Here is a 26552-nt window from a genome sequence, read left to right as displayed (position 1 = left end):
CCTCGCGGGGCGCACGGACCGGCCATGGGCTCCGTGCGCCCCGGCCCTTCGCGGCGTCGCCTTGCGCGAGGCGGGCAGGCGACGGCAGGGTGCCGGTGTGCCCACCTTGCTGATCGTGCATCACACGCCCTCGCCCAACTGCCAGACGCTGCTGGAAGCCGTCGTCTCCGGTGCCACCGCGCCGGAGATCGAGGGTGTCGAGGTGGTCCGCCGCCCGGCCCTGTCGGCCTCGGCGTCCGACGTGCTCGCGGCCGACGCGTATCTGCTGGGCACCCCGGCCAACATCGGGTACATGGCGGGGGCCCTCAAGCACTTCTTCGACCAGATCTACTACCCGTGCCTGGACGCAACCCAGGGCCGCCCCTTCGGCTACTACGTGCACGGCGGCAGCGACGTCACCGGCGCGGTGCGCGGTATCGACGCGATCACCACCGGACTCGGCTGGCGCCGTACCGCGCGGCCCGTCACGGTCACCGGTGAGCCCCGCAAGGCGGACGTCGAGGCGTGCTGGGAACTGGGCGCGACGCTTGCCGCAGGACTATTGGAATGATCACTTCCTCCTTATTCCTGTGCGCCGAATTTGAGACAGCCTGGCCGGAGAAAAGGTATGGACTATTGCTGAGATCCGTGCTTTTCGCAGGCTGTACGTCACCGGCCCGCTCTGCTCGGGCCTGCGAATGAGCCAGTTCCCGAAAATCTTCCGCCGGTCCCGTTGATGATTCAAACGCCGCGCTGCAATACTCCGCTTCCGGTCTCACCGACTCCCTGACCAGCTGGTCGAATCCGGAACGCGGGAATTCCAGATTCACCAAGCCCCCACAAGTGCGCGCGGAGGGCCATTTCGTCATGCCCATGGTGTCGAGAAACCATGAAGAATTCGAGCAGCCGCAGACACTGTCCGGCGATCCTGAATTCCAGGCACTGCGCCGCGTCCGCCGACGAACCGGACTGCGACTTACTCTGGTCGCCGTCGGGGGCTTCCTGCTGTACGTCCTGCTGTCGTCCTTCACGCCCGGCCTCATGAACAGCTCCGTGGCCGGCTATCTGACGCTGGGGCTGGCCCTCGGGCTCGGACAGTTCGTCCTGATGGCCGTCGTCGCCCGCCGCCACGTCGTGCACATGCGCACACACGTCGACCCGGTCGTGCGCGGCCTGGGCTACCGGTTGCGCCGGCCGCCGGGCGAGAACCGGCAGCGGCCCACCGGCCCCACGACCGCCCACCGCACGCAGGGACAGCGCACATGGTGACCGCCGCGGGCGTGGGCGACCGGTTCAGTCTGCAGCTGACCTTCCTGCTCTTCCTGGCCGTCGTCGTCGTGACCCTGTTCACCGCGCTGCTGACCGCCCCGCAGCGCGACGAGATCGGCGAGTTCTACCTCGGCAACCGCACCATGAGCCTGCTGCGCAACGGACTGGCGATGTGCGGCGACTACATATCGGCCGCCACCCTCCTCGGCAGCACCGGCCTGGTCGCCCTCAACGGCTATGACGGACTCCTCTACCTCGGCGGCACCGCGGTCGCCTGGATGACGGTCCTGCTGCTGATCGCCGAACCCCTGCACAACGCGGGCAGGTTCACCCTCGGCGACACCCTCGCCCTGCGGCTGCCGCACGGCCGGCGACCGGTCCGCCTCGCCCTCGCGATCTGCACCCTGGCCGTCACCACCCTCTACCTGGTCGCCCAACTCGTCGGCAGCGTCGCCCTGCTGACCCAGTTCACCGGCGAACCCAGCGCCCTCACCCGCACCCTGTGCGTCGTGGTGATCGGCACCGTCGTCATCGTCTACGCCGCGATCGGCGGCATGCCCGGCGCCACGTTCATCCAGGTCGTCAAGGCCGTCATGGTCATCTCCGGCGTCACGGTCACCGCGGTGATGGTGCTCCACCACTACGACTGGAACGTCGACGCCCTGCTCGGCGCCGCCGCCGACCACAGCGGCCTGGGCACCCGTTTCCTGGAGCCCGGACTGCGCTACGGCGGGAGCACCACCAGCAAACTCGACTTCTTCAGCCTCGAACTCGCCATCGTGCTGGGCCTCGCCGCCCTCCCGCACGTCATGATGCGACTGCTCGCCCCGCGCAGCGCCAAGGTGCTGCGCTCCTCCGTCGTCTGGGCCATCGGCCTCGTGGGCCTGGTCTGCCTGCTCGCGGGCGTCCTCGGCCTGGGCGCCACGGCCGTGGTCGGCCGGGAGACCATCGCGGGCACGGACCGCAAGGGGGACGCCGCCGTGCTGCTGCTCGCGCACGCCCTCGGCGGCGGTGTGCTCACCGCCCTGCTGTCCTGCCTGGCCTTCGTCACCCTGCTGGCCGTCGCCTCCGGACTCACCCTCGCCGCCGCCTCCTCCCTCGCCCACGACCTCTACGGCGAGGTCGTCCGCAAGGGCAGGGCCAAGGAGACCGAGGAACTCCTGGTGGCCCGCCTCGCAGCCGTCGTCATCAGCGTCCTCGGCATGCTCCTGGCCCTGGTGTCCTGGGGCGCGAACACCGCCACCCTGGCCTTCCTCGCCTTCGCCATCGCCGCCTCCGCCATCCTGCCCACCCTCGTCTACACCCTGTTCTGGCGGCGCCTCACCGCCACCGGCGCCCAGCTCAGCATCTACGGCGGCCTGCTCTGCTCCGTCCTGCTGGTCGTCTTCTCGCCCGTGGTCTCCTCCACCCCGGCCTCCCTCTACCCGCACGCCGATTTCGCCTGGTTCCCGCTGCAGAACCCCGGCATCGTCTCCATCCCGGTCGGCTTCCTCCTCGGCTGGCTCGGCTCACTCCTGGGCGGACGCCAGGAGACCGAGGCGTACGACGAGTTCGAGGTGCGCACCCTCGTCGGAGCCGATCAGTCCTGACGGCCGCGACGGCCCGGCGGGGGGACGCCGCCGGGCTGCTCGGTTGCGCCGTATGCAGCAGCCCGGGGCGCTCGGGTCGCCGAGGTGGGAGAAGGGGGGAAAGGTGAGCCTGTCGACCGACCCCCGGAGCCCCCCATGTCTTCATCCCAGCCCCGCACCCGCCGACTCCGACTGCGTGCGGCCTGCGTCGCCGCGCTCTGCCTGGCCGCACTGACCCCGGCCACCGCGAGCACCGCCGCCACCCCCGGACCAGGCGACACCGACCTGCGCCGGCAGCTCCAGGCCCTGGTGGACACCCCGGGCGGCCCGCCCGGTGCCGTCGCGGTCCTGCAGCAGGACGGTCACCGGCGTGTCGTCACAGCCGGCGTCGCCGACCTCGCCACCGGCCGCAAGCCGCAGATCAACGACCACATGCGCATCGCCAGCGTGGCGAAGGCGTTCAGCGGCGCGGTCGCCCTCAGCCTCGTCGACCGGCACGCGCTCCGCCTGGACGACACCATCGGCCGCAGACTGCCCCGGCTTCCCAAAGCCTGGTACCAGGTGACCCTGCGTCAACTCCTCAACCACACCAGCGGGTTGCCCGACTACTCGGCCGACCCGGAGTTCCGGCAGATCATCACGGCCGACCCGCACCACATCTTCGATCCCCACCACCTGCTCGACTTCGTGGCCGACGAGCCGCTCCTGTTCCGCCCCGGCAGCCGGTACCACTACTCCAACTCCGACAACATCGCCGTCGCCCTGATGGCGGAGGCGGTCACCGGGACGCCGTACGAGCAACTGCTGCGCGAGCTCGTCTACCGGCCGCTGCACCTGCGCGACACCAGCCTGCCCCAGGGCTACCGCATGCCCCGGCCCTATCTGCACGGCTACGCCGTCGCCCCGCCCGCGCCCCCGGAGGACGTCAGCGAGCTCTTCAGCGCCTCCGCCTCATGGGCCTCGGGAGGCATCGTCTCCACGCCCGCCGATCTGACCCGCTTCATCCGCGGCTACGTGGGCGGCGCCCTCTTCGGCCCCGACGTCGTACGCCGGCAACGGCGCTGGATCCCCGGGGCGTCCGAGCCCGCGGGTCCCGGCCGCAACTCCGCCGGGCTGGCCCTGTTCCGCTACGAGACCCGGTGCGGTGTCGTGCTGGGGCACACCGGAAACACCGCCGGCTACACCCAGCTGGCCGCCGCCACCCCCGACGGCCGCCGGTCGCTGACCTTCTCCGTCACCTCCCAGATCACCCGGTCCACCAACCCGCAGCTGCTGCAACGCCTGCGTGCCGTCCAGGAGAACTTCGTGTGCGCGCTGCTGGGGCGGCCCGGACACTGACCCGCTCTCGCTTGCCGCCCCCTTGACGAGGGAAGATGGGGGGCGGCAGGCGTTTTGGTCAACGGATGTGGAGGAGCGGGCACATGCAGCACGAGCGAGCGGGTCAGCAGGCGGGCCCCGAGGACCTCGTCGACGTCGCCCGGCTGGTCACCGCGTACTACGCGCTGCACCCGGACCCCGCGGACCCGGGGCAGCGGGTGGCGTTCGGTACCTCGGGGCACCGCGGGTCGTCCCTGGCGACCGCGTTCAACGACGACCACATCGCCGCCACCAGCCAGGCGATCTGCGAGTACCGGACCCGGCAGGGCACCGACGGGCCCCTCTTCCTCGGGGCGGACAGCCATGCCCTGTCCGAGCCGGCGCAGGTCACCGCGCTCGAGGTGTTCGCGGCCAACGGCGTGACGGTGCTCATCGACAGCGCCGACGGCTACACGCCCACCCCGGCGGTCTCGCACGCCATCCTCACCCACAACCGCGGCCGCGCCTCCGGCCTGGCCGACGGCGTCGTGGTCACCCCCTCCCACAACCCGCCCGCCGACGGAGGCTTCAAGTACAACCCGCCGAGCGGAGGGCCGGCCGGCTCCGAGGCCACCTCCTGGATCCAGGACCGGGCCAACGAGATCATCGCCGGCGGTCTGAAGGACGTACAGCGCGTCACCTACGCCCGGGCGCTCGCCGCCGAGACCACCCGCCGCCACGACTACCTCGGCGCGTACGTCGCCGACCTGCCCCATGTGCTGGACCTCGACGCCATCCGCTCGGCCGGCGTCCGTATCGGCGCCGACCCGCTGGGCGGGGCCTCGGTGGCCTACTGGGGCCGGATCGCCGAGCAGCACCGGCTCGACCTGACCGTGGTCAACCCGCTCACCGATCCCACCTGGCGGTTCATGACGCTGGACTGGGACGGCAAGATCCGGATGGACTGCTCCTCGCCGTACGCGATGGCCTCGCTGATCGAACAGCGGGACCGTTTCACCATCGCCACGGGCAATGACGCCGACTCCGACCGGCACGGCATCGTCACCCCGGACGCCGGTCTGATGAACCCCAACCACTACCTGGCCGCCGCCATCGCCTACCTCTACGGCCACCGCGACCAGTGGCCCGCCGACACCGGTATCGGCAAGACCCTGGTGTCGTCGACCATGATCGACCGGGTCGCCGCGGACCTCGGGCGCCGGCTGGTCGAGGTGCCGGTCGGGTTCAAGTGGTTCGTGGACGGGCTCGTCGACGGCTCGATCGGCTTCGGCGGCGAGGAGTCGGCGGGCGCCTCCTTCCTGCGCCGGGACGGCTCGGTGTGGACCACCGACAAGGACGGCATCATCCTGGCGCTGCTCGCCTCGGAGATCACCGCCGTCACCGGCAGGACGCCCTCGGAGCACTACGCGGCCCTGACCGAGCGCTTCGGCACCCCCGCCTACGCCCGCATCGACGCCCCCGCGACCCGTGAGGAGAAGGCGCTGCTGGCCAAGCTCTCACCGGCGCAGGTCACCGCCGACACCCTGGCCGGCGAGCCGGTCACCGGGGTGCTCACCGAGGCACCGGGCAACGGCGCCGCGATCGGCGGTATCAAGGTCAGCACCGAGAACGCCTGGTTCGCGGCCCGCCCCTCGGGCACCGAGGACGTGTACAAGATCTACGCCGAGTCCTTCCACGGTCCCGACCACCTGCGCCAGGTGCAGGAGGAGGCGAAGGACGTCGTGATGACCGCCCTGGGCGGCTGACCACCGTGGTGGCAGAGTCAGGGCGGAAATCCGCTTCGCCCTGACTCTGTCGTTATCATCCTCTTAAACCAGAAATCGGGGGTTTTGCCCTGAAGGGGTCACGGCCCACGGCCCCGCGGAGTGATCAATGTCCCTCATGCGCCCTACGGAGGACGGCGACGAACTGCTCGCCCGTCTCGGGTCGCTGACCGCCCAGGCGCGCGAGCTCGCCGAGCTGCAGCGCTCCCGGGTCGAGCTGGCCGTCGCCCTGCAGCGCGGCATGCTGCCCAGGGACCTGCCCTCCGCGCACCACCTCCGCCTGGCCGTCCGCTACGCCCCCGCCTACCACGGCCTCAACGTCGGCGGCGACTGGTACGACGCCTTCACCATGCCCGACGGCCGCATCGGACTGTCCATCGGCGACGTCCAGGGCCACAACATCGAGGCGGCCGCGTTCATGGGCCAGGTCCGGGTCACCCTGCGGGCCCTCGCCTCCGTGGCGAGCGAGCCCGGGGAACTGCTGGCCCGCACCAACGACCTGCTCCTGTCCCTGGGCACCGACCTCTTCGCCACCTGCACCTTCATACGGCTCGACCCGGCCACCGGCGTCCTGGAGAGCGCCCGGGCCGGACACGTCCCGCACATCTGGGCCACCGCCGACGGAAAGTCCGGCTTCGCCGAGGACGAGGGCGGCCCGCCGCTCGGCATCCTGGACGGCGTCCGCTATCCCGTCACCCGGCACCGGATCACCCCCGGCGGAGTGTTCGTCCTGGTCACCGACGGCGTCGTGGAGGGCCCCTCGCTGAGCGTCGACGAGGGACTCGACCAGGTCGCCCGGCTCGCCGGCATCGCCGCCGTGGCAGGCATGGCGGCCGACTCGCTGGCCGCCGCCGTGATGAAGGTGGCCGAACGCGTCGGACACGAGGACGACGCGGCCGTCCTGGTCGTCACCCACGACGGCCGGGCCGCGGCGACGTAGGACCGGCTCGCCTCGCCGAGCGGGCGGTGACGGTGTCTGATGGCATCTGTGCTGGGTAACCAGGGCCTGCGCCGTCCGCTCGACCTCGCCTTCCTGACGGCGGGCGTCGCCGCCGCCTACGTGGGAGCGGGGCGGCTGGGCCTGCTGCGCCAGCTCGTCGTCGAGGGCGCCGTGGTCACCCCCATCTGGCCGCCCACCGGGGTGGCGCTGGCCTGTCTGCTGCTGTTCGGCCTGAGCGCCTGGCCCGGCATCGTGCTGGGTGCCCTCCTCGTCGTCATGTCCATCACCTCCGTCCAGCCCGATGTGATCGGCACCCTGGTGGGCAACACCGCCGCCCCCGTCTGCGCCTACTACCTGCTGTGCAGGGTGGGTTTCCGCACCGACCTCGCCCGGCTGCGGGACGGCGTGGCGCTGGTGTTCCTGGGCGCGCTGGCGTCCATGCTGATCAGCGCGACCGCGGGCGCCGGCTGCCTCGTGTTCACCGGGAAGCTCGCCGCGCACAGTTTCTGGCTCGTCTGGTCGGCGTGGTGGGTCGGTGACGCGATGGGGGTGCTGATCGTGACCCCCGTCCTGCTTCTGCTGCCCCGCGCGCACTGGCCGCCGCACCGGCCCCGCTGGAAGGAGGCCGTCGCCCTGACCGTGGTCGCCTGCGCCCTCCTGCCCTTCGCCACCCGCAGCTCCGACAGCCTGCTCTTCCTCGTCTGTCCGCTGCTGATCTGGGCGGCCCTGCGCTTCCAGCTCGCCGGCAGCATGCTGTGCGCGCTGGCCGCCTCCGTCCTGGCCACGGTCGCGGCGACCGAGGAGACCGGCCCGTTCGCACGGCTGTCCCGCGTCGAGATCATGATCAAGCTTCAGGCCTTCAACGGCGCGATGGCACTGACGGCGCTGCTGCTGTCAGCGGTGATCACGGAGCAGCTCAACACCAGACGCTCGGTGCAACAGGCCTGCCAGGAGCTGGTCGAGGTGCTCGAACACCTGGCCGCGGGGGAGTCGCCCCAGCTGCGGGCTGCGCGGGACGCTCAGGACCGGCGGGATCAGTCCCACAGCGGGTAGGACACCGTCCGTGCGAATCCCTCCGGGCGGCCGTTGGTGTACTGCAGGGTCATCCGGCCGTAGTGCGACAGCTGCGGCCGCTTCTTCCAGGGCCGCGGATGATCCAGCCGTACGACCACGGGGTAGGCGTGGAAGCGGCCCGCCGCGCAGTACGGCTTGCAGTCGTTGACCCAGTTCACGCCCACGGCCCGCGCCGACGCGGTCCCCCAGTGGAACCAGCGCAGCGACGTCAGGCGGCTGTTGCCGTCGCCGCAGGCGAGCACGAAGTCGGCCGGCCGGACCTTGGGATGGAAGAGACAGTCCACGAGCACCGGCGCCCTGACGTGCCGGGTGGCCTGGACGGCCGGCACGGATGTCGTACGGGCGGCCGAGGGCGTCCCGGCCGCGGCGGCCAGGGACGCGACGGCACAGACGGTGACCGCGATGGTGAGTGCGTGTCGGCGCATGTCGGCTCCCGGCGCCAGCAGTAGTACTCCATCCGACGCTACGACCGGCCGCCGGGTTCCACCACTCCGGCGGAGTAACGAGCCAGTTGCCCGCCGATGTGTGCCGCCGGCGGTGGCGCCGGGGGAGCGGAGTCGGCCTGCCGCAGCTCCGCGAGGAGTTCGTTCTGCCCGGCCAGCAGCTCGGTGAGGATGCGGCGGGCGGCGCGCAGCAGGTCGGCGACGTCACCGCCGGCCAGCGCGTAGCGGACGGTGGAGCCCTCCCGGATGGACACCACGATGCCGGAGCGGCGCAGCACGGCCAGCTGCTGGGAGAGGCTGGACGGCTCGATCTCGATGTCGGCGAGCAGGTCCCGCACCGGCACGGGCCCGTGCTGGAGCAGTTCCAGGACCCGGATCCGCACGGGGTGCCCGAGCATGCGGAAGAAGTCCGCCTTGGCCTGGTAGAGGGGGACCTGCATGAGTGCTCGCTCCCTGCCGGGTCGGGTGGGGGTGCCGGGGTGCGGCGGCACCCCGGGGCGCCGCCGCACACTCTCTGTCGCGCCGATCCTCGTCCCCCCGGGCAGCGTGCAGACACGAATTGGGACCATGCTGATGTGGTGACTTGAAGAAGTCTTCACATCATGGGCGCACGACGGCCCGGGAGTTCGGCGCGGTCTAGATCTCCAGCTGTTCCTCGACCCGCTTGAGCTGGTGCCGGGCCATCGCCAGGTTGGAACGCTCCTTGTCGAGCACGAGGTACAGGAACAGCCCGTTCCCCGTGCGTCCGGTGATCAGCCGGATCAGGTGGTACTGCTTCTCCAGCGTGATCAGGATGTCCTCGATCCGGCTCTTGAGGCCCAGCTGCTCCATCGTGCGCACCTTGGCCCGGATCACGTCCGTGTTGCCGGCCGCGGCGATGGTCAGGTCCAGGTCCTTGCCTCCGCCCAGGGTGCCCAGGGCCATGCCGCTGGTGTAGTCGACGACCGCGGCTCCCACCGACCCCTCGACCGCGGTCATCATCTCCTTCAGCGACACTTCCACACTCGCCATAGCGCCTCCCCTTGTCTGTCGGCTGCGGCGGACCGGCGTTCGCCGTCCCGTCCGATGCACGGACCGTAGGCGTGGCGCGGTGCCGGCGGGCCGGTGTCTCCGGGACTGACGGATGATGACCGAACAGGTGCGCCCGTGGTCCGTTTCCGCGGCGGGAACTGCGCCGACCGGCAGAGAAGTTGGCGCTCCGCCCCGCGGCCCGGGCGGTCACCCCCCTGATCGTCGGTTCAACCACCGCAAAAAGGGCACGCGTCGCCTGTGCGCCACCCAACCGGAGGTGATGAGCGATGACCGAGTACGAGCGTTCCCGCGCCATGCCGGCCCTGCCCGAGCACGTCTTCGACCAGGCGGCGAACGTCGGCCAGCTGGAGGACTGGCTGCCGAACACGATCCATGTGCGGCCCGAGCGGCCGCCCGCCGTCACCGTCCACGAGGAACACGCCGACCAGGACACGCCCGCCGTCCTGCAGCCGCACCCCGACGACATGCGGCTCGAATGGGGCACGAGCGACGACAGCGGCTACGCCGGCTGGCTGAAGGTCGACGGCACCGACAACGGGACCAGCCGGGTGACCGTGCACCTGTCCTTCGCCGACGACACCCACGACCCCGGCGAGGCGGCGGTCCGGAAGGCCCTCGACACCAGCCTCGAGCGCCTCGAGGAACAGGTGCGGATGCGCGTCGACAACGCCGCCGGCTGACGCCCGGCCCCGCGTTGTCAGTGCCGGATGCGACGCTGAGGCCATGGACGAGACAGAGTTCATGCGGGGCCGGGTCTACGGAGCCGACCACGAGGACGCCGCACCCCGCCCCGGCCGCACCTACGCCGAGCTCATCGGCGGCCCGCTGGACGGCCTGCTGCTGGACATCACCGGCCGCAGCGAGGGCGACCTGCGCGAGGGGATACCCCTGCGCACCGAGATAGGCCGGTACGGCACCGGAGGCCGGGCCCTGTACGTACCGCGCCCCGAGGACGCCCGCCGCTTCGACTGGCACGGCGACAGCCCCTGACCCGTCACTCCACCCGGTGCACCGTGAACGTCGTCAGCACCGCAGCGTGGTCCGACGGCCAGTCGTTGCCGGCGACGTCGGGCCAGGCACGCGGCACCCCTGTGACGACCGTGCGGGAGTCGGTGACCGTGAGGCCGCGCCCGTTGTGCAGGACGTAGTCGATCCGGTCCTGCGGCTCCTCCCGCGCGGGATCGTTCTCGTGCCGGGCGTGGACCGGCGACCAGGTGTGCCCGGGGGCGCGTACCGGGTCGGGGTGCGCCTCGCGGTAGGAGTCGCGCAGTCCCGCCTCCTCTGCGGCCCGGGTCACCGGCCAGGCGACCTGCGGCCGATCCAGGTGGGAGGGGCAGTTGAAGTCGCCGGTCAGGACGACGGGAGTGGTCGGCCCGGCGGCCTCGGCGATCTGCCGCAGCGCGTCCCTCATCTGGGCGAGCCGCACGTCCTCGTGGGCGATCAGCTCGGCCGCCGGGAGCCCGTCGAAGGCGGCTTCGTAGGGGCCGTACGGCGTGTAGTGGAGATGCGCCGTCCACACGTCGACCTCGTGCGTGCCGTCGACCCGGATGCGGGCGCCGGTGGCCCCGTAGAAGCCGACGTCGAGATCGCCGAGGCCGGCCGTGATCGGGTGGCGGCTGATGATGCCGAGGTTCTCGCCCGCCTGATGGTGGTGCCAGCCCAGCGCCTCGGCGAGTTCCCGGGCCGCCGTACCGGCCGTCTCCTGCAGGCCCACGACATCGGCCTCGGTGTCCAGGACGACCTTGAGCTGCTTGGCCCGGTGGTCGTCGACCCGCGCACCGCCGTGCCAGAGGTTCCAGCTCATCACCCGCAGCCGCGTTCCCAGCAGACCGCGCAACCGGCTCACGCTCGTCTCCTCCAGACTGGCCACGACCGTCCGCCCGGGCACGGTCTCGATGGGCGCGAGCGACGGTACCGCCAGCACGGCGCATCCGGCGGCCTCGGCGGATCGGACACCGGTCGGCGTGTCCTCGACCGCCACACAGCCGGCCGGGTCGACGCCGAGGGCGCGGCAGGCGGCCAGGTAGGGCTCCGGGTCGGGCTTGGTGCGCGCGGTGTCGTCGGCGGTGACGGACACCCGGAAGCGGTCGGCGCCGAGCACCGCCAGCACGCTGTCGGTGACCGCGCGCGGCGAGGCGGTGACCAACGCGGTCGGTACGCCCTCGCGGGCGAGGGCGTCGAGGAGTTCCAGCGCGCCGGGGCGGGGCACGATGCCGGTGCTCACCCGCTCGCTGAACTCGCGGTGCAGCCGGCCGGCGAGCCCCGGCGCGCCGGTGAGCGCGGCCAGCCAGGCGGCGGTGTGCTCGACCGGTCTGCCCAGCACCTCCGGCTGGTCGGCCTCGGTCAGCGGGCGGCCGAGGCCCGTGGCGACGTCCTGCACCGCCTCCCACCACAGCCGCTCGGTGTCGACGAGCGTGCCGTCCATGTCGAAGAGGACGGCCTGGAGCGGGGGTTGGGTCACGGTCTCATCTTTCGGTGGGGGGACGGGTACCGGCGTCCGAGTCCAAGGAGGCCGGGACGCCGGGATCGATGGGGGGTCGGGGCTCAGGCCGCTCGTTCGGCGACCAGCACCGGGCGTTGCGGCAGCGAGACCCGTACGGCGGCTCCTGCGCCGAGGGCGGTCGCCTCGTGCGTGGGCAGGTCGCCCTTCACCTCGGTGCCGTCGGACAGGCGCACGGTGAGCCGGGTGGTCGCGCCGAGGAACGCGGTGGCGATCACCTGGGCGTCGCCGCCCTCGTCGGCCGTCACGTGCACGGCCTCGGGCCGTACCAGGACGTCGACCTCCGCCGTGGCGGGCAGCGTTCCCTCGGCGGGCAGCCGCAGTCCGAGCACCTCCACGCTCTCCCCGGACAGCCGCCCGGGGATCCGGCTCATCGTGCCGACGAACTCGGCGACGAACGCGGTGGCCGGCCGTCCGTACAACTCGCCGGGCTCGGCGCACTGTTCGAGCCGCCCGGCCCGCATCACGGCGACCCGGTCGGCGATCGACAGCGCCTCCTCCTGGTCGTGGGTCACGAACAGGGTGGTGATGCCGAGTTCCTGCTGCAGCCGGCGGATCTCCTCGCGCAGCGTGAGCCGCACCTTGGCGTCCAGCGCCGAGAGCGGCTCGTCGAGCAGCAGGACACGCGGACGCAGGGCGAGGGCCCGGGCGAGCGCGATGCGCTGCTGCTGGCCGCCGGAGAGCTGGTGCGGGAACCGGTCGCCCTTGTCGGCGAGACCGACCAGCTCCAGCAACTCGGCGGCCCGTGACCGCCGTTCGGCCGTGCGCACCTTGCGCATCCGCAGCCCGAAGGCGACGTTGTCGAGCGCGTTCAGATGCGGGAAGAGGCTGTACGACTGGAAGACCATCCCGGCGTCCCGGCGGTGGGCCGGGACCCGGGTGACGTCCTCGCCGTCGACCAGCACCGCGCCGGAGTCGGGGTGTTCGAACCCGGCGAGCATGCGCAGCGCGGTCGTCTTGCCGCAGCCGGAGGGGCCGAGCAGCGCCAGGAACTCCCCGGGCCGCACGGTCAGATCGAGCCCGTCCAGGGCGACGGTCGCCCCGAACTCCCGGCGCAGCCCCTGGAATTCGACGGTGGCGGCCTTGCCGACCGTGGTCTGCTCAAGCGTGGTGGCGGTCATGGTTCACCCTCGGGACGAAGCGGTACGGGTGCGCCCGCCGACACCGGCGAGCGCGAGGAGCAGGGCCCAGGTCACCAGGAGACTGAGCACGGACACGGCGACGGACAGCTGGGCCTGCGATCCGCCGACGCTGTAGATCCACACGGCGAACGGCTGGAACCCCAGCAGCTGGGCGACCGTGAACTCGCCCAGGACCAGGGCGAGCGTGAGGAAGGCCGCGTTCAGCAGCGCCCCGCGCAGATTGGGCAGCACCGCCCGCACCAGCGCCTGCGGCCAGCCCGCCCCGCAGCTGCGGGCGGCCTCGACCAGCGTGCGCACGTCGACGGCCCGCAGCCCGGAATCCAGCGCCCGGTACACGAACGGCAGCGCCATCACCACGTACGCCAGGACCAGCACGAACGGGAAAGTCGGGTTCTGGATGGCCACGAACGTCTCGAACAGCGGGGTGCGGGACAGATGATCGGGGCCCCACTTGAGCACCGTGGCGATCCCGGCGACGAACGCGATCGGCGGCACGACCAGCGGCAGTGAGCACACCACCTCCACGACCGGCCGCAGCCGGGGCGCGCCCAGGCGCAGCGCGACCATCGCGGGCACCATGAGCAGCAGGACGATCGCGATGGTGGCGAGCGCGAGTTCCAGCGAGAGCAGCAGGCTGGAGCCGAAGCCGGCGGTGGAGACGATCTGCGAATAGGCGTCGAAGGTCACGCCCTGCCCCGGCACGTCGACCGTGAAGACCACGGACGCGGCGAGCGGGACCAGGAAGTACAGCGCGGCAAGGCCCAGGACGACCCACCGCCACACGTTCAGGCGTCGAGCCATCGCGCACTCCGTCGTTGCAGGGGCAGGTACACGGCCATGACCAGACCCGCGACCAGGACCATGTCGAGGCTGAGGGCGAGCGCCACGTTCTCCTGGCCGACCAGCACGTTGCCGGAGATGGCGTCGGCGATCTGCAGGGTCACCAGCGGCACCGAACTGCCCACCATGGCCGCGGCGGTGGCGTACGCGGCGAAGGCGCTGCCGAACAGCAGCACCAGCCCGCCCAGCAGCGACGGCAGCAGCACCGGGAGGGCGACGTGATGCCAGTACTGCACGGCCGTGGCGCCGTTGTTCTGCGCCGCCTCCCGCCACTGCGAGCGCAGGCCCTCCAGCGCGGGCGTGATGGTCAGCACCATCAGCGGGATCAGGAAGTACAGGTAGACGATGACCAGACCCCAGAAGCTGTACAGGTCCCAGCCCTTCTCGGTCAGCCCCAGGTGCCGGGTCAGCACACCGGCGTTGCCCAGGGTTGCCACGAAGGCGAACGCCAGCGGGACACCACCGAAGTTCGCCAGTACCCCGGACGCGGTCAGCACCGCCTCGCGCAGCGCGCGGAAGCGGGAGGTGACCACCACCTGCGCGAGCGGCAGCCCGAGCAGGGTGCCGAGGCCGGCGGAGACGGCGGACAGCTTGACGCTGCCGAGCAGCGCGGTCAGGTAGGCGCCGTGCAGCGAGGTCGTCAGGTTCCCGGTGCCGTACGAAGTGGCGCCCGTGGCCTGGTCCTTGATGCTGAACGCGCCGTTCAGCATGGCCACCGCCGGCAGCCCGAAGGCGATCGCGGTGAACACGAGCAGCGGGACGACGGCCAGCCAGCCGGGGACCCGGCGCCGCCGCTTCACCGAGGTGACCGGCGGCGCCACGTCCACGCCCGTGAGGGTGGCCGTCATCCGGAGACGGCCTTCGCCCAGCCCTGCGCGATGACCGTCTTGGCCTTGCTCTGCTGGGCCTCGGACGGGAAGGACGGCGTACCGGTGACCTTCGGCAGCTTGGCGGCGGCCTCCTTGTCGAGGGTGCCGGCCTTCTCCAGCGCCGTCATCAGGGCCGGCCGGGCATAGCCCTTGAGCCACAGGTTCTGGCCCTCGGCGCTGTAGAGGTACTCCTGCCACAGCCGGGCGGCCGCCGGGTGCGGGGCCTCCTTGTTGATGGCCTGGGAGTAGTACTGCGCGTACTGGCCGTCGGAGGGGATGGCCACCTTCCAGTCGACGCCCTTGGACTTGAACTCGTCGGCGTAGCCGGCGTTGAGGTAGTCCCAGTCGATGCTGATCGGCGTCTCGCCCTTCTCGACGGTCGCCGGAGTGGACTCCACGGGCGTGTAGTTGCCGTTCTTCTTCAGCTTGGCGAAGAAGTCCAGGCCGGGCTGGATGTCGTCGAAGGAGCCGCCGCTCGCGAGCGCGGCCGCGTACACACCGCCGAAGGCCGAACCCGACTTGGTGGGGTTGCCGTTGAGGGCGACCTGGCCCTTGTACTGGGGCTTGAGCAAATCGGCGAACGTGGTGGGGCAGACCTTGACGCGCTTGGCGTCGCAGCCGATCGAGATGTAGCCGCCGTAGTCGTTGTACCAGCGGGCCTGCGGGTCCTTCTGGCCGGCCGGGATGTCGGCGTACGAGGTCACCTTGTAGGGCGCGAGCAGGCCCTGCTGGGCGGCGCTGAGGGCGAAGGAGGAGCCCAGGTCGAGGACGTCGGGCGCCCGGTCCTGGCCCTTGCGGGAGGTGACGGCGTTGATCTCGTCCTGGCTGGAGCCGTCGGGGTTCTCGACCTGGATCTTGATGCCGTACTTCTTGGTGAAGCCGTCGATCAGGGCGCCGTAGTTGGCCCAGTCGCGGGGCAGCGCGATGGCGTGCAGCGTGCCCTCCTTCTTGGCCGCCTTGACCAGGGCGTCCATGCCGCCGAAGTCGGCGGCCGAGGTGGCGGTGGCGGCGTTCTTGCCGTCGGCGGTCGTCGACGCGTTGTCGGGAGCGGCGCCGCAGGCACTCAGGGCGAGCGCGGCTACGACGGCGAGGGAGCCGGCCAGGGCGGCTGTTCTCGGCTGGGACACGGTGACTCCAGAAGGGGGAGCAGGGACGCGCAAGAGGGAGAACTTGTCTGAACAAGTTGGCCCCAGTAATGCTGCCTGCGGTGTCGTGTCGGTAAACAGTGGCGAAATTGTGACCTCCCAATCCCTGCACAGTTCGGGGCAAGCGCAGTCACGCGCCGGTCTCGATTAGGGTGGTCACGCTGTGCACAGCCACCGACTCGGAGGGAAACGGTGCCGACGCGACACGAGGAGATCGCCGACGAGCTGCGTCGGGCGATCGACCGCGAGGAGTACACGGTGGGCGCCAGGCTGCCCTCAGAGACCGAACTCGCCGCCCGGTTCGACGTCTCGCGCGGTACCGTCCGCCAGGCCGTCGCGGCCCTGACCGCTGAAGGTCTGATCGGCTCCCGGCAGGGAGCCCGCCGGGTCGTGCTGGCCAGCCGCCGCAGCCAGAGCTTCGCCGAACTGCGCAGCTTCGCCCAGTGGGCCCACGCCATGGGCCGCGAGGCCACCGGCCATGTCGTCGCCCAGGAGTACCTCCCCGCCACCGCCCAGGACTCCGCCCGCCTCCAACTGCGCGAGGGCACACCGGTGTTGCACGTGCTGCGGGTGCGCGGTCTGGACGGCGAGCCGGTGCTGCTGGAGCGCACGGTGTACGCCGACTGGATAGCGCCCGCCGTCGCGACCATCGACCCCGACGCCCCCTCGGTCACTCAACGCCTGTACGAGAGCACCGGTCTGGTCTTCGCCTACGGCGAGCACGTCATCGACGCGGTCGCGGCCGGTGCCCAGGACGCCGAACTGCTCGGCATCCGCCGTACCAGCCCCCTCCTGCGTGTCCGCAGGGTGACCACCACCCGCGAGGGGCGCCCGGTGGAGTGGTCGGACGACCGCTACCGCTCGGACGCCGTGAGCTTCAGCGTGCACAACTCGATCGACAACAACGCGCTGGCCCGCAAGACCGCGGACTGAGCCGTCGTCGACGTCGGGACGTCACAGGTCCAGGACCAGATCCCCCGACGGCCGCGAGCAGCAGATGAGGGCGTTTCCCTCGGCGGGTTCGTCGAGGGGGTCCGGCGTGTAGGCGACCCGGCCCTGGAGAAGGGCGGTCTCGCAGGTGTGGCAGACGCCGGTGCGGCAGGACCAGCGGGTGGGGACGTCACAGGCCTCGGCCAGGTCCAGCAGCGTGCCGTAGCCGGGGTCCCAGGGCACGGTGATCCCGCTGCGGGCGAAGGAGACCGTCGGCCCGGTTCCGTCGCCCGGCGGGCGGGCCGGGACGTGCGGGGTCAGGGCGGAGGCGGGAAGGAGACCCGGTCGGATGGCGGCCAGGGTTCCGAAGGGCTCGGTGTGGACGCGGGCCGGGGCGATGCCCGCCTCGGTCAGGGCGTCCGAGACGTCCCGCATGAACCCGGCCGGTCCGCAGACGTACGCGTCGGCGTCCGCGGGCAGGTCGAGGCCGCGGACCAGGTCGGCGGAGAGACGGCCCGCCACCGTGTAGTCCACGCCTGGCCGGTCGTCCTCGCCCGGGCGGCTGTAGGCGATGCAGGCGCGCGCGGACGGCATGCGGTCGAGCAGGTCGCGCACCTCGCGGGCGAAGGCGTGGTCGTGTCCGTTCCGGGCTCCGTGCAGCCACCACACCGGGCGGGACGGACCGGCCTCGGCCAGTGCGTGCAGCATGGACAGCACCGGGGTGGCTCCCACGCCGGCGGACACCAGGACGACGGGGGTCGGGCCGTCGGCGAGGACGAAGGTGCCGCGCGGCGCCGCGACATCGAGTACGTCTCCCACCCGCGCGTGGCCGTGCAGATGCGTGCTGGCGAGCCCGTGCGGCTCCTGCTTCACGCTGATCCGGTACGTGGGCGCACCCGGGCGTCCGGACAGGGAGTAGCTGCGGATCACCGGAGGCCTCTCGGGGTCCGGGCGCAGGCGCACGGTGAGGAACTGTCCCGGTCGCGCCGGCGGAAGGGGGCGGCCGTCGTCCGAGGCGAGGGTGAGGGAGAAGACGCTGCCGCTCTCGTCGGTGATCCGGGTGATCTTCAGGGGCCGGAATCCCGGCCAGGCCGGTGGCGGGCTCGTCGCGGCCGCCGTCAGCCCCCGGTTGCCTCCGCCGGAACCCTCGCCGTCGGCGCCGTCGAGCAGAGCCCGCAGGGAACCCTGCCAGCCCGGACTCAGCGCGGGGATGCGCAGCCCGCGCAGCAGTTGCTCGCGGGGATGGCCGGGAAGGTAGAGCAGGGCGTCCATCTCCGCGACCGTCATCGCTTCGGGGCCGGTGGAGATCTTGACGATGTCGTCACCGGCCTCCACCTCGCCCTCGGTGATCACCCGCAGGTAGAAGCCGGGACGGCCGTGGGCGACCAGCAGTGCCGCCATCCGCGGTTCGTCCATCCGCAGCCCGACCCGGTAGCAGGTCACCCGGGGCTGGGTGACCTCGAGGACCGCGCCGCCGATCCGGTAGCGGTCGCCGATGCACACCTCCCGGTCCGACAGGCCCTCGACGGTGAAGTTCTCCCCGAACTGCCCGTGGACGAAGTCCTTGCGGCCCAGATGTTCCTGCCAGTACCGGTAGGACTCCAACTGGTAGACCAGCACGGCCCGTTGCTCACCGCCGTGGCCGCCGAGATCGCCCTGTCCGTCGCCGTCCACGTTGAGCCGGCGCACCATCCGGGGGCCGGTGACGGCCTGCTTCCACACCCCGGTCCTGACGGTCGTCCCGTGCCAGGGGACGTCCCGGGGCATGCCGACGTTCACGGCGACCAGAGTGGCCAAGGGTCTGCTCCCTCCTGCCCGCGCAGTGCCCCCATCGTTCCACCGCCCGCCGGTGTCCGCAGGACATGTCCCGTACGGTGTGCCGGTGGAACGGATCCTGGTGGTGGGTGTCACGGGCGCGGGCAAGTCCACGCTGGCTCATGCCCTGAGCCGGCGCCTGGATCTGCCGTACCACGAGATGGACGCGTTGTACTTCACCGGCCCCGGGTGGGCCGTCAACGGCGAGTTGGTGGAGACGGTGTCCCGGATGGCGGCAAAACCCCGGTGGATCGTGGACTCCCTGGGATATCCCGAGGTCCGCGACCTGCTGTGGGACCGGGCGGACACGGTGGTGTGGCTGGACTATCCGCGCCGGGTCGTCATGCCGCGCATCCTGCGGCGCTCGCTGCGGCGTTCCCTCACCCGCGAGGTGATCTTCGGCGGCAACCGGGAGACCTGGTCGGGCTGGCTGAGCAGTCAGCATCCGGTCTGGTGGGCGTGGACCCAGCACACCTCACGCCATCAGGAGATCGCCCGCCGCTCCACCGACGGTCGCTTCGCGCCCCTCGACACCGTCAGACTGCGCCACCCCCGCGACACCGCCGCCTGGCTGGCGGGCCTCTAGGCGGTCAGCGCACGTCCGGTCGTGTCAGCAGGGCCCTGGCATGCCGTCGTACGACCTCCCAGTGGTCGTCGTTCAGCGTGCCGACGGCCGTGTCGCGCAGCGCGGTGAGGGCCTCCTCGGGCCCGGCGTCGCAGACGGCCGCACCGGCGAGGACCTCGTAGCCGTCGCGTACGGCGAGACGCAGGCTGAGGCGCCCGTCCGGGCCGCGGTGCACCGCGCCGGCCACGACGAACGGCGGTGGGCCGCCCGCCTCGCCGGCCAGTTTGCGGTAGGCGCTGGTGACGGGGTCGGACCAGTGCAGGCTCAGCAACAGGTGCTGCTTGGCGAGGACTTCGGCGAGGTCCGTCTCCCGTGCCCCCTCCGGCTCCAGGACCGTCGCCCGGGCGTCGAGCACCAGGGCGGCGGGCAGCAGACAGCGCAGGGTGCTGCCGACGAGGTTCCCGCCGACGGTCGCGGTGCGGCGTACCGCGCCGGTGCCGACGGAGGCCGCCGCCTCGCGGAGGACCTCGGGAACACGCTCGTCGATCCGGTTGAGCACCACGGCGCCGCCCAGGGTGCCGGGCGCGATCACGGTGGCCTCCGGGACGTTGCGCAAGGACATCGCCTGCTCGGGGAACCCGTCCCGTTGCCAGCCGGCCCACACCAGCGTGGCCCCGCCGACGGGCACCGCTCCCTGAGCCATGCACTCCTGCGCTTCGGACACGGACTCGGGAAGACGCAACAGCACGGGAGACGACCTGCTTTCACGACGGGTTGAGCACCGACACAGCGCATCGTCCCCGCCCGGGTGGCGGCGCGTACAGGGCTCACTGGTTCACCGCGTGCGCCCCCCACCGTGGCGGTGGGCGAACGGGGTTGTCGTCGGCATGAGGCAGGATGGGGGCGTGGAGCGCAACACGTCCGCACTGATCGTGCGCCATGCCCCGCTGCGGAGCGCGACCGCCGCGGTCCTCACCCTGCACGGCGGCCAGGAGGAGAGCCGTCGCACGGCGCGCCCCTGGCAGCTCGCCGCGCTCCGCATGCACCCGGTGCTGCGGGCCGCCGCGGCGACGGCGGCGCAGGACGTCCTGCTGGGGCAGGTCCGCTACCGCTACCGGGGCTGGAACGACGGCGACCCCGCCGAGGACGCCCTGCGTGCCCTCGACGACCTCCAGGAGCTGACGGCCGGTGCGCCCGTCGTCCTCGTGGGCCACTCGATGGGCGCCCGGGCCGCCCTGCGCGCCGCGGCCCACCTGACGGTGCGGGGAGTGGTGGCCCTCGCCCCGTGGTGTCCGCCCGAGGACCCCGTCGACCACCTCGACCATGTCCGGACCGTGCTCCTGCACGGCGACCGCGACCGGGTGACGGCCTACGCCGACTCGGTCGACTACGTCCACCGGGCCCGCGCCGCCGGAATGGCGGCGGGCCTGGTGGCGGTACGGGGCGGGGATCACGGGATGATCCGGCGCAGCGGCGACTGGCACCGGGCCACCGCCGAGGTGGTGACCCAGATGCTGCGGCCGGATCCGGTGGCCGACGGGCTCGCCGCCGAGGCCTGCGCGGCGGAGGGCGCCGTACAGCTCTAGCGGTGTCAGCACTGTGGCTCTGTCAGGAAAGGCCGGAGAGGTCACCGCAGTTGGAGGTGGCGGCCTTGCCGTCGAGCCGGTCGGTCAGCCACGCGATCGCGTCGCCCTGGTCGGTCAGCAGCGGCGTGAAGTGGTTGATCAGCGCGCTGCCCAGGTTCGGCAGCGCGATGGGCTTGTACGTCACGTCGGCGCCCTTGGCGCACCAGTCCGCGGCGAGTTGCCGGGCCTGCGCGTGCGGTACCAGGTTGTCGCTGGTGCCGGTGGACACGCGGACCGGCGAGGACGGTTCGATCCTGCCGATGCGCTGCTGGTCGAGGAAGGCCGTGAGCGCGGGCTCCGACTGGATGATGTCGCTGATGGAGCGGCCGTCGGTGGTCCAACCGGTGCTGTGCTTGCCGTTGTAGGCGAACAGGGCGTCGCCCACGCACATGGTGGAGAGGTCCGCGAGGGCCGCCTTGCCCGCCGCGTTGAGATGGGCCTCGGCGATCGGCTTCAGGGCGGGGTCGGACTGCAGGAAGCCGTTGACGGACCAGCCCAGCGCGCCGGCCAGTTCACTGCCGTCGATGGCCTTGGTGACCTCGACCAGGTCGGCCGGCGGGGCGCCCGCGGAGGTTCCGGCGAGGGTGACGTCCGGGGCGTAGGCCGGCTGGAGTTCGGCGGCGGCCGCGGTCGCCCCGCCGCCCTGGCTGTAGCCGAAGAGGGCCACCTTCGAGGTGCGGGTGAGGGACGTTCCGGGCAGTGAGCGTGCGGCGCGGACGGCGTCGAGGACGGCGTGGGCCTCGTCGACGCGGTTGACGTAGGTGTGCAGCCGGTCCGTGGTGCCCAGTCCGGCGTAGTCGGTGACGACGACGGCGACGCCCTCGGCGAGCAGGCGGTAGATCGCCAGGTCCTCGTAACCGATGGACACCGTCTGCCCGTTGGCCGTGAGCGGGTGCTCCAGGCCGAGGGAGGCGGCGCACTGGTCGCCCTGTCCCATGGTGCCGGGTGCGACGGCGACCAGTGGCCGGTCGCCGGTGCCCTTCCAGGCGGCGGTCGGTTCGATGTAGGCCCCGGTGACGGCCATAGCCTCGCCGCGCGAGTCGGTCGACTTGTACATCAGGCGGGTGGCGGTGCCGGGCAGGGGGCCGTTGACGCCGGGCAGGCTCAGCGCGAGGGGCAGCGGTTCGCTGCGCACCAGGGCGCCGTCGGCCGAGGGGAGGGTGGCGGGCGGGTTGTAGAACTCCGGGATCGTGACACCGCGGGAGACCACGGCGTCGGTGGAGGACGCGGCGGCTGCGGGTACGAGTGTGGCGCCGAGACATGTGGCGGTCGTGACGGCCACGGCGAGCAGACGTGCGGAAACGGGCATGACGGACCTCCGAAGTGGGGGGAGGCCGAGCCTCGATCTGCGGCTCGGGCGTCCTGCGGCCCGGTGGGGCAGGGGCCGACGGCACGAGGCGCGGTCGTCCCACCGCACCTCGCGCACTCTTGGACGAAGTGTCAGGACCGTACCCGCGGGGGTGTTACCGGAGGTACCCCCGAGTAGGTTACGTTTCAGTAATATAGGCGTCCACGGGATGCAACAAGCCTGTGGGCAGTAATTCGTTCAGCCGGGTGCCCTGCCCCCACCGCTTGAGCAGCGAGCCGTCGAGCAGACACGTCCGGCCCTGCCGCCGCGCCCACCGGACGTCGCGCGCGCCGAACGAACCACGGTGCACGACCAGGTGGAGCGGCGACTGGCCGCTCTCCCGGTGGGCGTGCGGATGGGGCAGGTCCTCGTCGGGCAGGGGTTCGGCGACCGGCCGGAAGGCGACGTCCAGCCGGCGTCCGCTGCTGTCCTGGGCGCACAGCCGAGGCCGGTCGGCGGCCGGCAGCAGCCGTACCCGCCAGCCGTCCCGGCGCAGCATCCGCGCCACCGCCAACGCGAGCCCCTGGGTGTCGAGTTCGAGGAGTTCCTCGGGCGTGTAGTACCCGAGGCGCCGGCGCATGACCGGGCCCTGGCGCCGCACGGCGACCGTCACCGCGATGGCCAGGACGACCACGCCGGCCAGCGGAACCCCGATCCCCGCGGCCCGATATCCCAGGGCCAGCACGGCGACCACCGCGCACACCGCCACGACCAGTCCCGCCAGCGCCGGCATGACGTCACGGAAGCGGGGGCCGTCGGGTGCGTCGGCCCGCGGGGCGCGCACCGGCTGACGCCTCTGTGGGCTACGCGATGAGAAGGGCCCGGAAGTCCACCATTCGCGTGCCACAGTGTCAGCCCCCCAACGCCGCCTGCCTCGACCTCTGCAGGAATACCCAGCGCGCGGTGGCTCGCCGGGCCGGGGGAGGGAATCCGGCCAGGTGCCATGACGTGCCGTCATCCGCTCTTGGGGCGTGCGGGACCGGCGAGCAGCAGGTGCTCCATGGCCTCGTAGCGCTCCCGCTCCCGCGCGGTCGCCCTTCTGCCGGACAGAAGGGTGCCGAACAGGCCGCACAGGAAGCCCACCGGTACGGAGACCAGGGCCGTCGTGGTGAAGGGGAACCAGTTGAAGTCGACGTCGGGAAAGGCTGATTGAGGTGTTCCGGAGACCAGGTTGGTGCCGGTGATCAGGACGAGCACGCTCACGCTGCCGCCGATCAGCGTGCACAGCAGCCCGGCGCGGGTGTAGCGCCGCCAGAAGAGGCTGTAGACGAGTGCGGGCGCGATGGCCGAGGCACCCAGGCAGAAGGAGAGGGTGGCCAGCGGCTGGAGGCTGCGGTGCTGGGCGAGCACGGCCAGCGCGATCACCGGGAGACCCACGGCCAGGGCGGCCAGCCGGGCCAGGGCCGTCTCGCGCTGCGGTGGGGTGGGCCGGCGGGTGGCGACGACGTCGTGGGCCAGGGAGTTGGCGCAGGCCAGGGTCATGCTGGCCACGGACGCCAGCAGCGTCAGGAAGATTGCCGTGGTGACCGCGGTGAACAACAGGCTCTCCGCGTGCGACAGGCGCATCCCGAACGCGGCCCGTGCGCCCAGCAGATAGGCGGTGTTGCCGCGCGGATCGGCGGCGGCGACGCCCGTGCGCCCGATGAGGGCCGTGGCACCGACGGCGACCACGGTGATGACGGCGATGAACAGGGTGACCGTCGACACCGCCCAGGACATCGCGCGCCGCACCTGGCGCGCGCTGTCGGCGGTGTACATGCGCATGGTGACATGCGGCAGACAGGCCCCGCCCAGCACGATGGCGCACTGGGTGCTGACCATGTCCAGGCCGCGGTGCGGCCCGCTCGCGAACTGGAGGCCGTAGCGCAGGAAGCCGTCGCCGGCCCCGCTGCCCCGTGCCGCCGCCTGGAACAGGGTGCGCGGACTCCAGCCGAAGGTGTGCAGCACGAGTGCGGCCACGATCAGCCCGGACCCGAGCAGCACCACCGTCTTGAGGATCTGGATCAGCGCGGTGCCCCGCATCCCGCCGATCGCCGCGTACGTGATCATCAGCGCTCCGGCCCCGACGACGCAGCCGGTGCGCATCGCGCTGTCGTGGAAGCCGAGGATGAACGCCAGCAGCTGCCCCACGCCCGCCAGTTGGACGACCATCATCGGTACGAGCGCGGCCAGCGTCACCGCGCACGCCGTGATGCGCACCGCGCGCCCGGGCAGGCGCCGGCCCAGCGCGTCGCCCATGGTGAACCGGCCCGTGTGATGCAGGGGTTCGGCCAGCAGGACCATCAGCACAAGCAGCGACAGCAGGGTGCTCAGGGCCAGGACGACCCCGTCGTAGCCGCTCAGCGCGATGACCCCGCCGATGGTGAGGACGGTGGCGGCGGAGATGTAGTCGCCGGCGATGGCCAGGCCGTTGCGCAGCGGCGACAGGGAGCGGTAGCCGGTGTAGAACTCGTCGAGGTCGTCGCGGTCGGGGCCGGTGAGCACGCACAGCAGCAGCGTGAGGGTGACGACCGTGGAGAACGCCACCAGCGACCAGGACTGCGCGGTGCCGTTGAAGTCGGTCACGGCCGCGGCTCCCCGTCGACGGTGCCGTAGGCGTGCCGGCGCACCTGCCGGGCCAGCGGGTCGACGTACCGGCGCGCGGTGAACTCGTATACGAGCACCGCCAGCCAGGTGACCGGGAGTTGGACCAGGGCGAGGAGGAGTCCGGTGGGCAGGCCGCCGGGCGCGGGGCGGGTCATGACGGACGGCCGGGCGACGGTCAGGGTGAGGAAGGCGGCGAAGTAGCCGAGGGCGGCGAACGTGGCCACGCGGCGCAGTCGGCGCGCCGCCCGGCGCAGCAGCCGCAGGTCCCGGTGCGGGCCGGTCCACGAGCGGGTGCGCACCGGCAGCCGCCGGACCTCGCGCGGAGCGGGGGAGTGGGCAGCGGGCGAGACGAAGGCGTGCCGGCCGGGCCGGTGTTGCGCCGGGTATAACTCGGAGCTGTCGGAGGACATCCCAAGATCTCCTGGTGGGTCAGGGCCCAAGAGGTGCGGACCGCGGGGACGTGGGGGAGCGGTTCGGGATACCGCACGCTATGCGGGCGACGGACCGCGCGCAGCGACTTCCGGCGAACTCCCTGGTGAGGGCCCATCCGGGCGCTGACCTCGGATGTTGCGTCTGTGACAGGTGTGGCGGGTGCCCATCGGAGTGCTCGGCCGGACCAGCGCGCGTCGAACTGGTCTGCGTGGCGGGCGCGCGGCCAGCGGCAGGCGGACTCGCCTGTTCCGCACCGCAATCACCTGAATTCGTCGCGGTACGCCCCTGGCCGACAGGCTCTACTCACCGGTATACAAGCCCAGTTGAACGCGCGACGACCGTGCGCGGCCGCGTTCCGCCCTGACGGCTCGGACCAGGAGGTCTCCATGAAGCGTGACACGCAGCCGGCCGTATCGCCGTCAAGACGCCGACGGGCCACGGCAGTTGCGGCAGCCGTCGGCAGCTGCGCCCTCGTCCTGGCCGCCGGGACCCCGGCCACCGCGCACGGCTCGCCCGGCGGACACAAGAAGACGGAGTACGTGGCGCTCGGCGACTCCTACACCTCGGGTCCCGTGATCCCCACCCAGGTCGACGCCAACTGCGCCCGCTCCGACCACAACTACCCCTCGCTGGTCGCCGCCCAGCGACAGGGCACGGTCCTCGACGACGTCAGCTGTGCCGGCGCGACGACCGAGGAGATGTGGAAGCCGCAGGGCACCAACGGACCCCAACTCGACGCGGTGGAGCGCGGAACCGACCTGGTGACCGTCCAGATAGGCGGCAACGACATCGGCTTCGGCTCCATCATCGCCACCTGCGCCCAGCTCTCCGCCCAGGACCTCGCGGGCAACCCCTGCCAACGCCACTACACCGCCTCCGGCGTCGACCAACTCGCCCTCGCGGTCCTCCAGACCGCGCCGAAGGTCGCCCGGGTGCTCAGGGCCGTTCACGACAGGGCGCCGCACGCGCGTGTCGTGGTCGTCGGCTACCCCGACCTGCTGCCCGACGACGGCAGCGGCTGCTACCCCTCGGTTCCCTTCGCCGCCAAGGACTTCCCCTATCTGCGCGACACCGAGAAGCGGCTCAACCTGATGCTCCGTCTCACGGCCTTCTTCAACCACGCGGAGTACGTCGACACCTACGCGCCCACCCGGGACCACGACATGTGCAAGGCGCCCGCCGACCGCTGGATCGAGCCCCTGCGGCCGGCCTCCCCGGCCGCTCCCGCCCACCCCAACGCCAAGGGCGAGGCGGCGATGGCGGGGGCGGTGCTCGAACGGCTGGACAGGGGGCACGGCCGCTGACGCGGCGGGCCGTCGGCGTGAGCCGGTGAGTCGGGGGCATTCGGACCCCACACGGTACGAGACCCC

Annotated in this window: 27 protein-coding genes; 13 read left to right on the top strand and 14 right to left on the bottom strand. The window is 72.0% G+C overall.

The window, feature by feature from the left end; translation table 11 throughout:
* Positions 1-97: 97 nt before the first annotated feature.
* The 7 genes from ACWCQ1_RS26300 to ACWCQ1_RS26270 all read left to right on the top strand — a co-directional run bounded on the left by ACWCQ1_RS26300 (position 98) and on the right by ACWCQ1_RS26270 (position 7889).
* Entirely contained in the window at positions 98-550 is a 453-nt protein-coding gene (locus ACWCQ1_RS26300; RefSeq protein ID WP_358601136.1) for a flavodoxin family protein, read from the top strand.
* A gap of 302 nt (positions 551-852) precedes the next feature.
* Positions 853-1248, top strand: a complete 396-nt coding sequence (locus ACWCQ1_RS26295) for a DUF485 domain-containing protein (protein ID WP_451027516.1) — start codon at positions 853-855, stop codon at positions 1246-1248.
* A complete protein-coding gene (locus ACWCQ1_RS26290) occupies positions 1242-2837 on the top strand; it encodes a sodium/solute symporter (protein ID WP_451027515.1) in 1596 nt (531 codons plus the stop codon). The genes ACWCQ1_RS26295 and ACWCQ1_RS26290 overlap by 7 nt, the downstream gene beginning before the upstream one ends.
* 135 nt (positions 2838-2972) lie before the next feature.
* Positions 2973-4154, top strand: coding sequence for a serine hydrolase domain-containing protein (locus ACWCQ1_RS26285; protein WP_358601142.1), 1182 nt, complete (start codon positions 2973-2975; stop codon positions 4152-4154).
* Positions 4155-4237: 83 nt separating this feature from the next.
* Complete coding sequence (gene pgm / locus ACWCQ1_RS26280; protein WP_133043785.1) at positions 4238-5878, top strand: phosphoglucomutase (alpha-D-glucose-1,6-bisphosphate-dependent); 1641 nt, start codon at positions 4238-4240, stop codon at positions 5876-5878.
* Positions 5879-6005: 127 nt separating this feature from the next.
* Complete coding sequence (locus ACWCQ1_RS26275; RefSeq protein WP_451027514.1) at positions 6006-6836, top strand: PP2C family protein-serine/threonine phosphatase; 831 nt, start codon at positions 6006-6008, stop codon at positions 6834-6836.
* Between the two features lie 39 nt (positions 6837-6875).
* Entirely contained in the window at positions 6876-7889 is a 1014-nt protein-coding gene (locus ACWCQ1_RS26270) for an MASE1 domain-containing protein (protein WP_358601149.1), read from the top strand.
* Here the strand turns inward: ACWCQ1_RS26270 and ACWCQ1_RS26265 are convergent.
* The 3 genes from ACWCQ1_RS26265 to ACWCQ1_RS26255 form a co-directional block, all read right to left on the bottom strand.
* The gene (locus ACWCQ1_RS26265) at positions 7871-8335 is read right to left on the bottom strand and encodes a hypothetical protein (RefSeq protein ID WP_133043787.1); all 465 of its coding nucleotides are present in this window, start codon (positions 8333-8335) and stop codon (positions 7871-7873) included. The two genes, ACWCQ1_RS26270 and ACWCQ1_RS26265, sit on opposite strands and share 19 nt — an antisense overlap.
* 38 nt (positions 8336-8373) lie before the next feature.
* Complete coding sequence (locus ACWCQ1_RS26260; RefSeq protein ID WP_133043788.1) at positions 8374-8793, bottom strand: ArsR/SmtB family transcription factor; 420 nt, start codon at positions 8791-8793, stop codon at positions 8374-8376.
* A gap of 196 nt (positions 8794-8989) precedes the next feature.
* A complete protein-coding gene (locus ACWCQ1_RS26255; RefSeq protein ID WP_133043789.1) occupies positions 8990-9364 on the bottom strand; it encodes a roadblock/LC7 domain-containing protein in 375 nt (124 codons plus the stop codon).
* A 287-nt stretch (positions 9365-9651) separates the two neighbouring features.
* On the opposite strand from ACWCQ1_RS26255, the gene ACWCQ1_RS26250 reads away from it, so the two are divergent.
* Positions 9652-10065: an SRPBCC family protein gene (locus ACWCQ1_RS26250; protein ID WP_451027513.1), complete on the top strand. Its 414-nt coding sequence runs from the start codon at positions 9652-9654 to the stop codon at positions 10063-10065.
* Positions 10066-10108: 43 nt separating this feature from the next.
* Positions 10109-10375, top strand: coding sequence for a hypothetical protein (locus ACWCQ1_RS26245; RefSeq protein WP_133043791.1), 267 nt, complete (start codon positions 10109-10111; stop codon positions 10373-10375).
* Between the two features lie 4 nt (positions 10376-10379).
* Here the strand turns inward: ACWCQ1_RS26245 and ACWCQ1_RS26240 are convergent, their stop codons facing one another.
* The 5 genes from ACWCQ1_RS26240 to ACWCQ1_RS26220 form a co-directional block, all read right to left on the bottom strand.
* A complete protein-coding gene (locus tag ACWCQ1_RS26240) occupies positions 10380-11846 on the bottom strand; it encodes an HAD-IA family hydrolase (protein ID WP_133043792.1) in 1467 nt (488 codons plus the stop codon).
* Positions 11847-11929: 83 nt separating this feature from the next.
* Positions 11930-13006, bottom strand: coding sequence for an ABC transporter ATP-binding protein (locus ACWCQ1_RS26235; protein ID WP_451027512.1), 1077 nt, complete (start codon positions 13004-13006; stop codon positions 11930-11932).
* Between the two features lie 3 nt (positions 13007-13009).
* Positions 13010-13828, bottom strand: a complete 819-nt coding sequence (locus ACWCQ1_RS26230; RefSeq protein WP_208778625.1) for an ABC transporter permease — start codon at positions 13826-13828, stop codon at positions 13010-13012.
* A complete protein-coding gene (locus tag ACWCQ1_RS26225) occupies positions 13813-14715 on the bottom strand; it encodes an ABC transporter permease (RefSeq protein WP_358601161.1) in 903 nt (300 codons plus the stop codon). The genes ACWCQ1_RS26230 and ACWCQ1_RS26225 overlap by 16 nt, the downstream gene beginning before the upstream one ends.
* Positions 14712-15863, bottom strand: a complete 1152-nt coding sequence (locus ACWCQ1_RS26220; RefSeq protein ID WP_451027511.1) for an ABC transporter substrate-binding protein — start codon at positions 15861-15863, stop codon at positions 14712-14714. Before ACWCQ1_RS26220 ends, ACWCQ1_RS26225 begins: the two co-directional genes overlap by 4 nt.
* A 210-nt stretch (positions 15864-16073) precedes the next feature.
* On the opposite strand from ACWCQ1_RS26220, the gene ACWCQ1_RS26215 reads away from it, so the two are divergent.
* A complete protein-coding gene (locus tag ACWCQ1_RS26215) occupies positions 16074-16814 on the top strand; it encodes a GntR family transcriptional regulator (RefSeq protein WP_133043797.1) in 741 nt (246 codons plus the stop codon).
* A gap of 21 nt (positions 16815-16835) precedes the next feature.
* On the opposite strand, the gene ACWCQ1_RS26210 is transcribed toward ACWCQ1_RS26215, so the two are convergent.
* Positions 16836-18608 (bottom strand): MOSC domain-containing protein, encoded by a 1773-nt coding sequence (locus ACWCQ1_RS26210; protein ID WP_451027510.1) that lies wholly within the window; start codon positions 18606-18608, stop codon positions 16836-16838.
* Between the two features lie 85 nt (positions 18609-18693).
* Between ACWCQ1_RS26210 and ACWCQ1_RS26205 the strand changes: the two genes are divergently transcribed.
* The gene (locus ACWCQ1_RS26205) at positions 18694-19212 is read left to right on the top strand and encodes a P-loop NTPase family protein (protein WP_133043799.1); all 519 of its coding nucleotides are present in this window, start codon (positions 18694-18696) and stop codon (positions 19210-19212) included.
* Positions 19213-19216: 4 nt separating this feature from the next.
* Here ACWCQ1_RS26205 and ACWCQ1_RS26200 read toward each other — a convergent pair whose 3' ends face one another.
* The gene (locus ACWCQ1_RS26200; protein WP_133043800.1) at positions 19217-19939 is read right to left on the bottom strand and encodes an FAD binding domain-containing protein; all 723 of its coding nucleotides are present in this window, start codon (positions 19937-19939) and stop codon (positions 19217-19219) included.
* Between the two features lie 157 nt (positions 19940-20096).
* Between ACWCQ1_RS26200 and ACWCQ1_RS26195 the strand changes: the two genes are divergently transcribed.
* Positions 20097-20777, top strand: coding sequence for an alpha/beta hydrolase family protein (locus tag ACWCQ1_RS26195; RefSeq protein ID WP_451027509.1), 681 nt, complete (start codon positions 20097-20099; stop codon positions 20775-20777).
* A gap of 22 nt (positions 20778-20799) precedes the next feature.
* Here the strand turns inward: ACWCQ1_RS26195 and ACWCQ1_RS26190 are convergent, their stop codons facing one another.
* The 4 genes from ACWCQ1_RS26190 to ACWCQ1_RS26175 form a co-directional block, all read right to left on the bottom strand.
* A complete protein-coding gene (locus ACWCQ1_RS26190; RefSeq protein WP_358601177.1) occupies positions 20800-22125 on the bottom strand; it encodes an alpha/beta fold hydrolase in 1326 nt (441 codons plus the stop codon).
* A 178-nt stretch (positions 22126-22303) separates the two neighbouring features.
* Entirely contained in the window at positions 22304-22948 is a 645-nt protein-coding gene (locus ACWCQ1_RS26185; protein ID WP_358601180.1) for a hypothetical protein, read from the bottom strand.
* Between the two features lie 170 nt (positions 22949-23118).
* On the bottom strand, positions 23119-24729 hold the full coding sequence (locus ACWCQ1_RS26180) for a sodium/solute symporter (protein ID WP_451027508.1): 1611 nt from the start codon (positions 24727-24729) through the stop codon (positions 23119-23121).
* A complete protein-coding gene (locus ACWCQ1_RS26175; RefSeq protein WP_133043805.1) occupies positions 24726-25160 on the bottom strand; it encodes a DUF485 domain-containing protein in 435 nt (144 codons plus the stop codon). Before ACWCQ1_RS26175 ends, ACWCQ1_RS26180 begins: the two co-directional genes overlap by 4 nt.
* Before the next feature lie 408 nt (positions 25161-25568).
* On the opposite strand from ACWCQ1_RS26175, the gene ACWCQ1_RS26170 reads away from it, so the two are divergent.
* Positions 25569-26486, top strand: coding sequence for an SGNH/GDSL hydrolase family protein (locus ACWCQ1_RS26170; RefSeq protein ID WP_451027507.1), 918 nt, complete (start codon positions 25569-25571; stop codon positions 26484-26486).
* Positions 26487-26552 lie beyond the last annotated feature (66 nt).

Source organism: Streptomyces sp. NPDC002144 (assembly GCF_053593695.1).
Note: the sequence above shows the minus strand (reverse complement) of the source record. Positions and strands in the feature narration are given on the sequence as shown.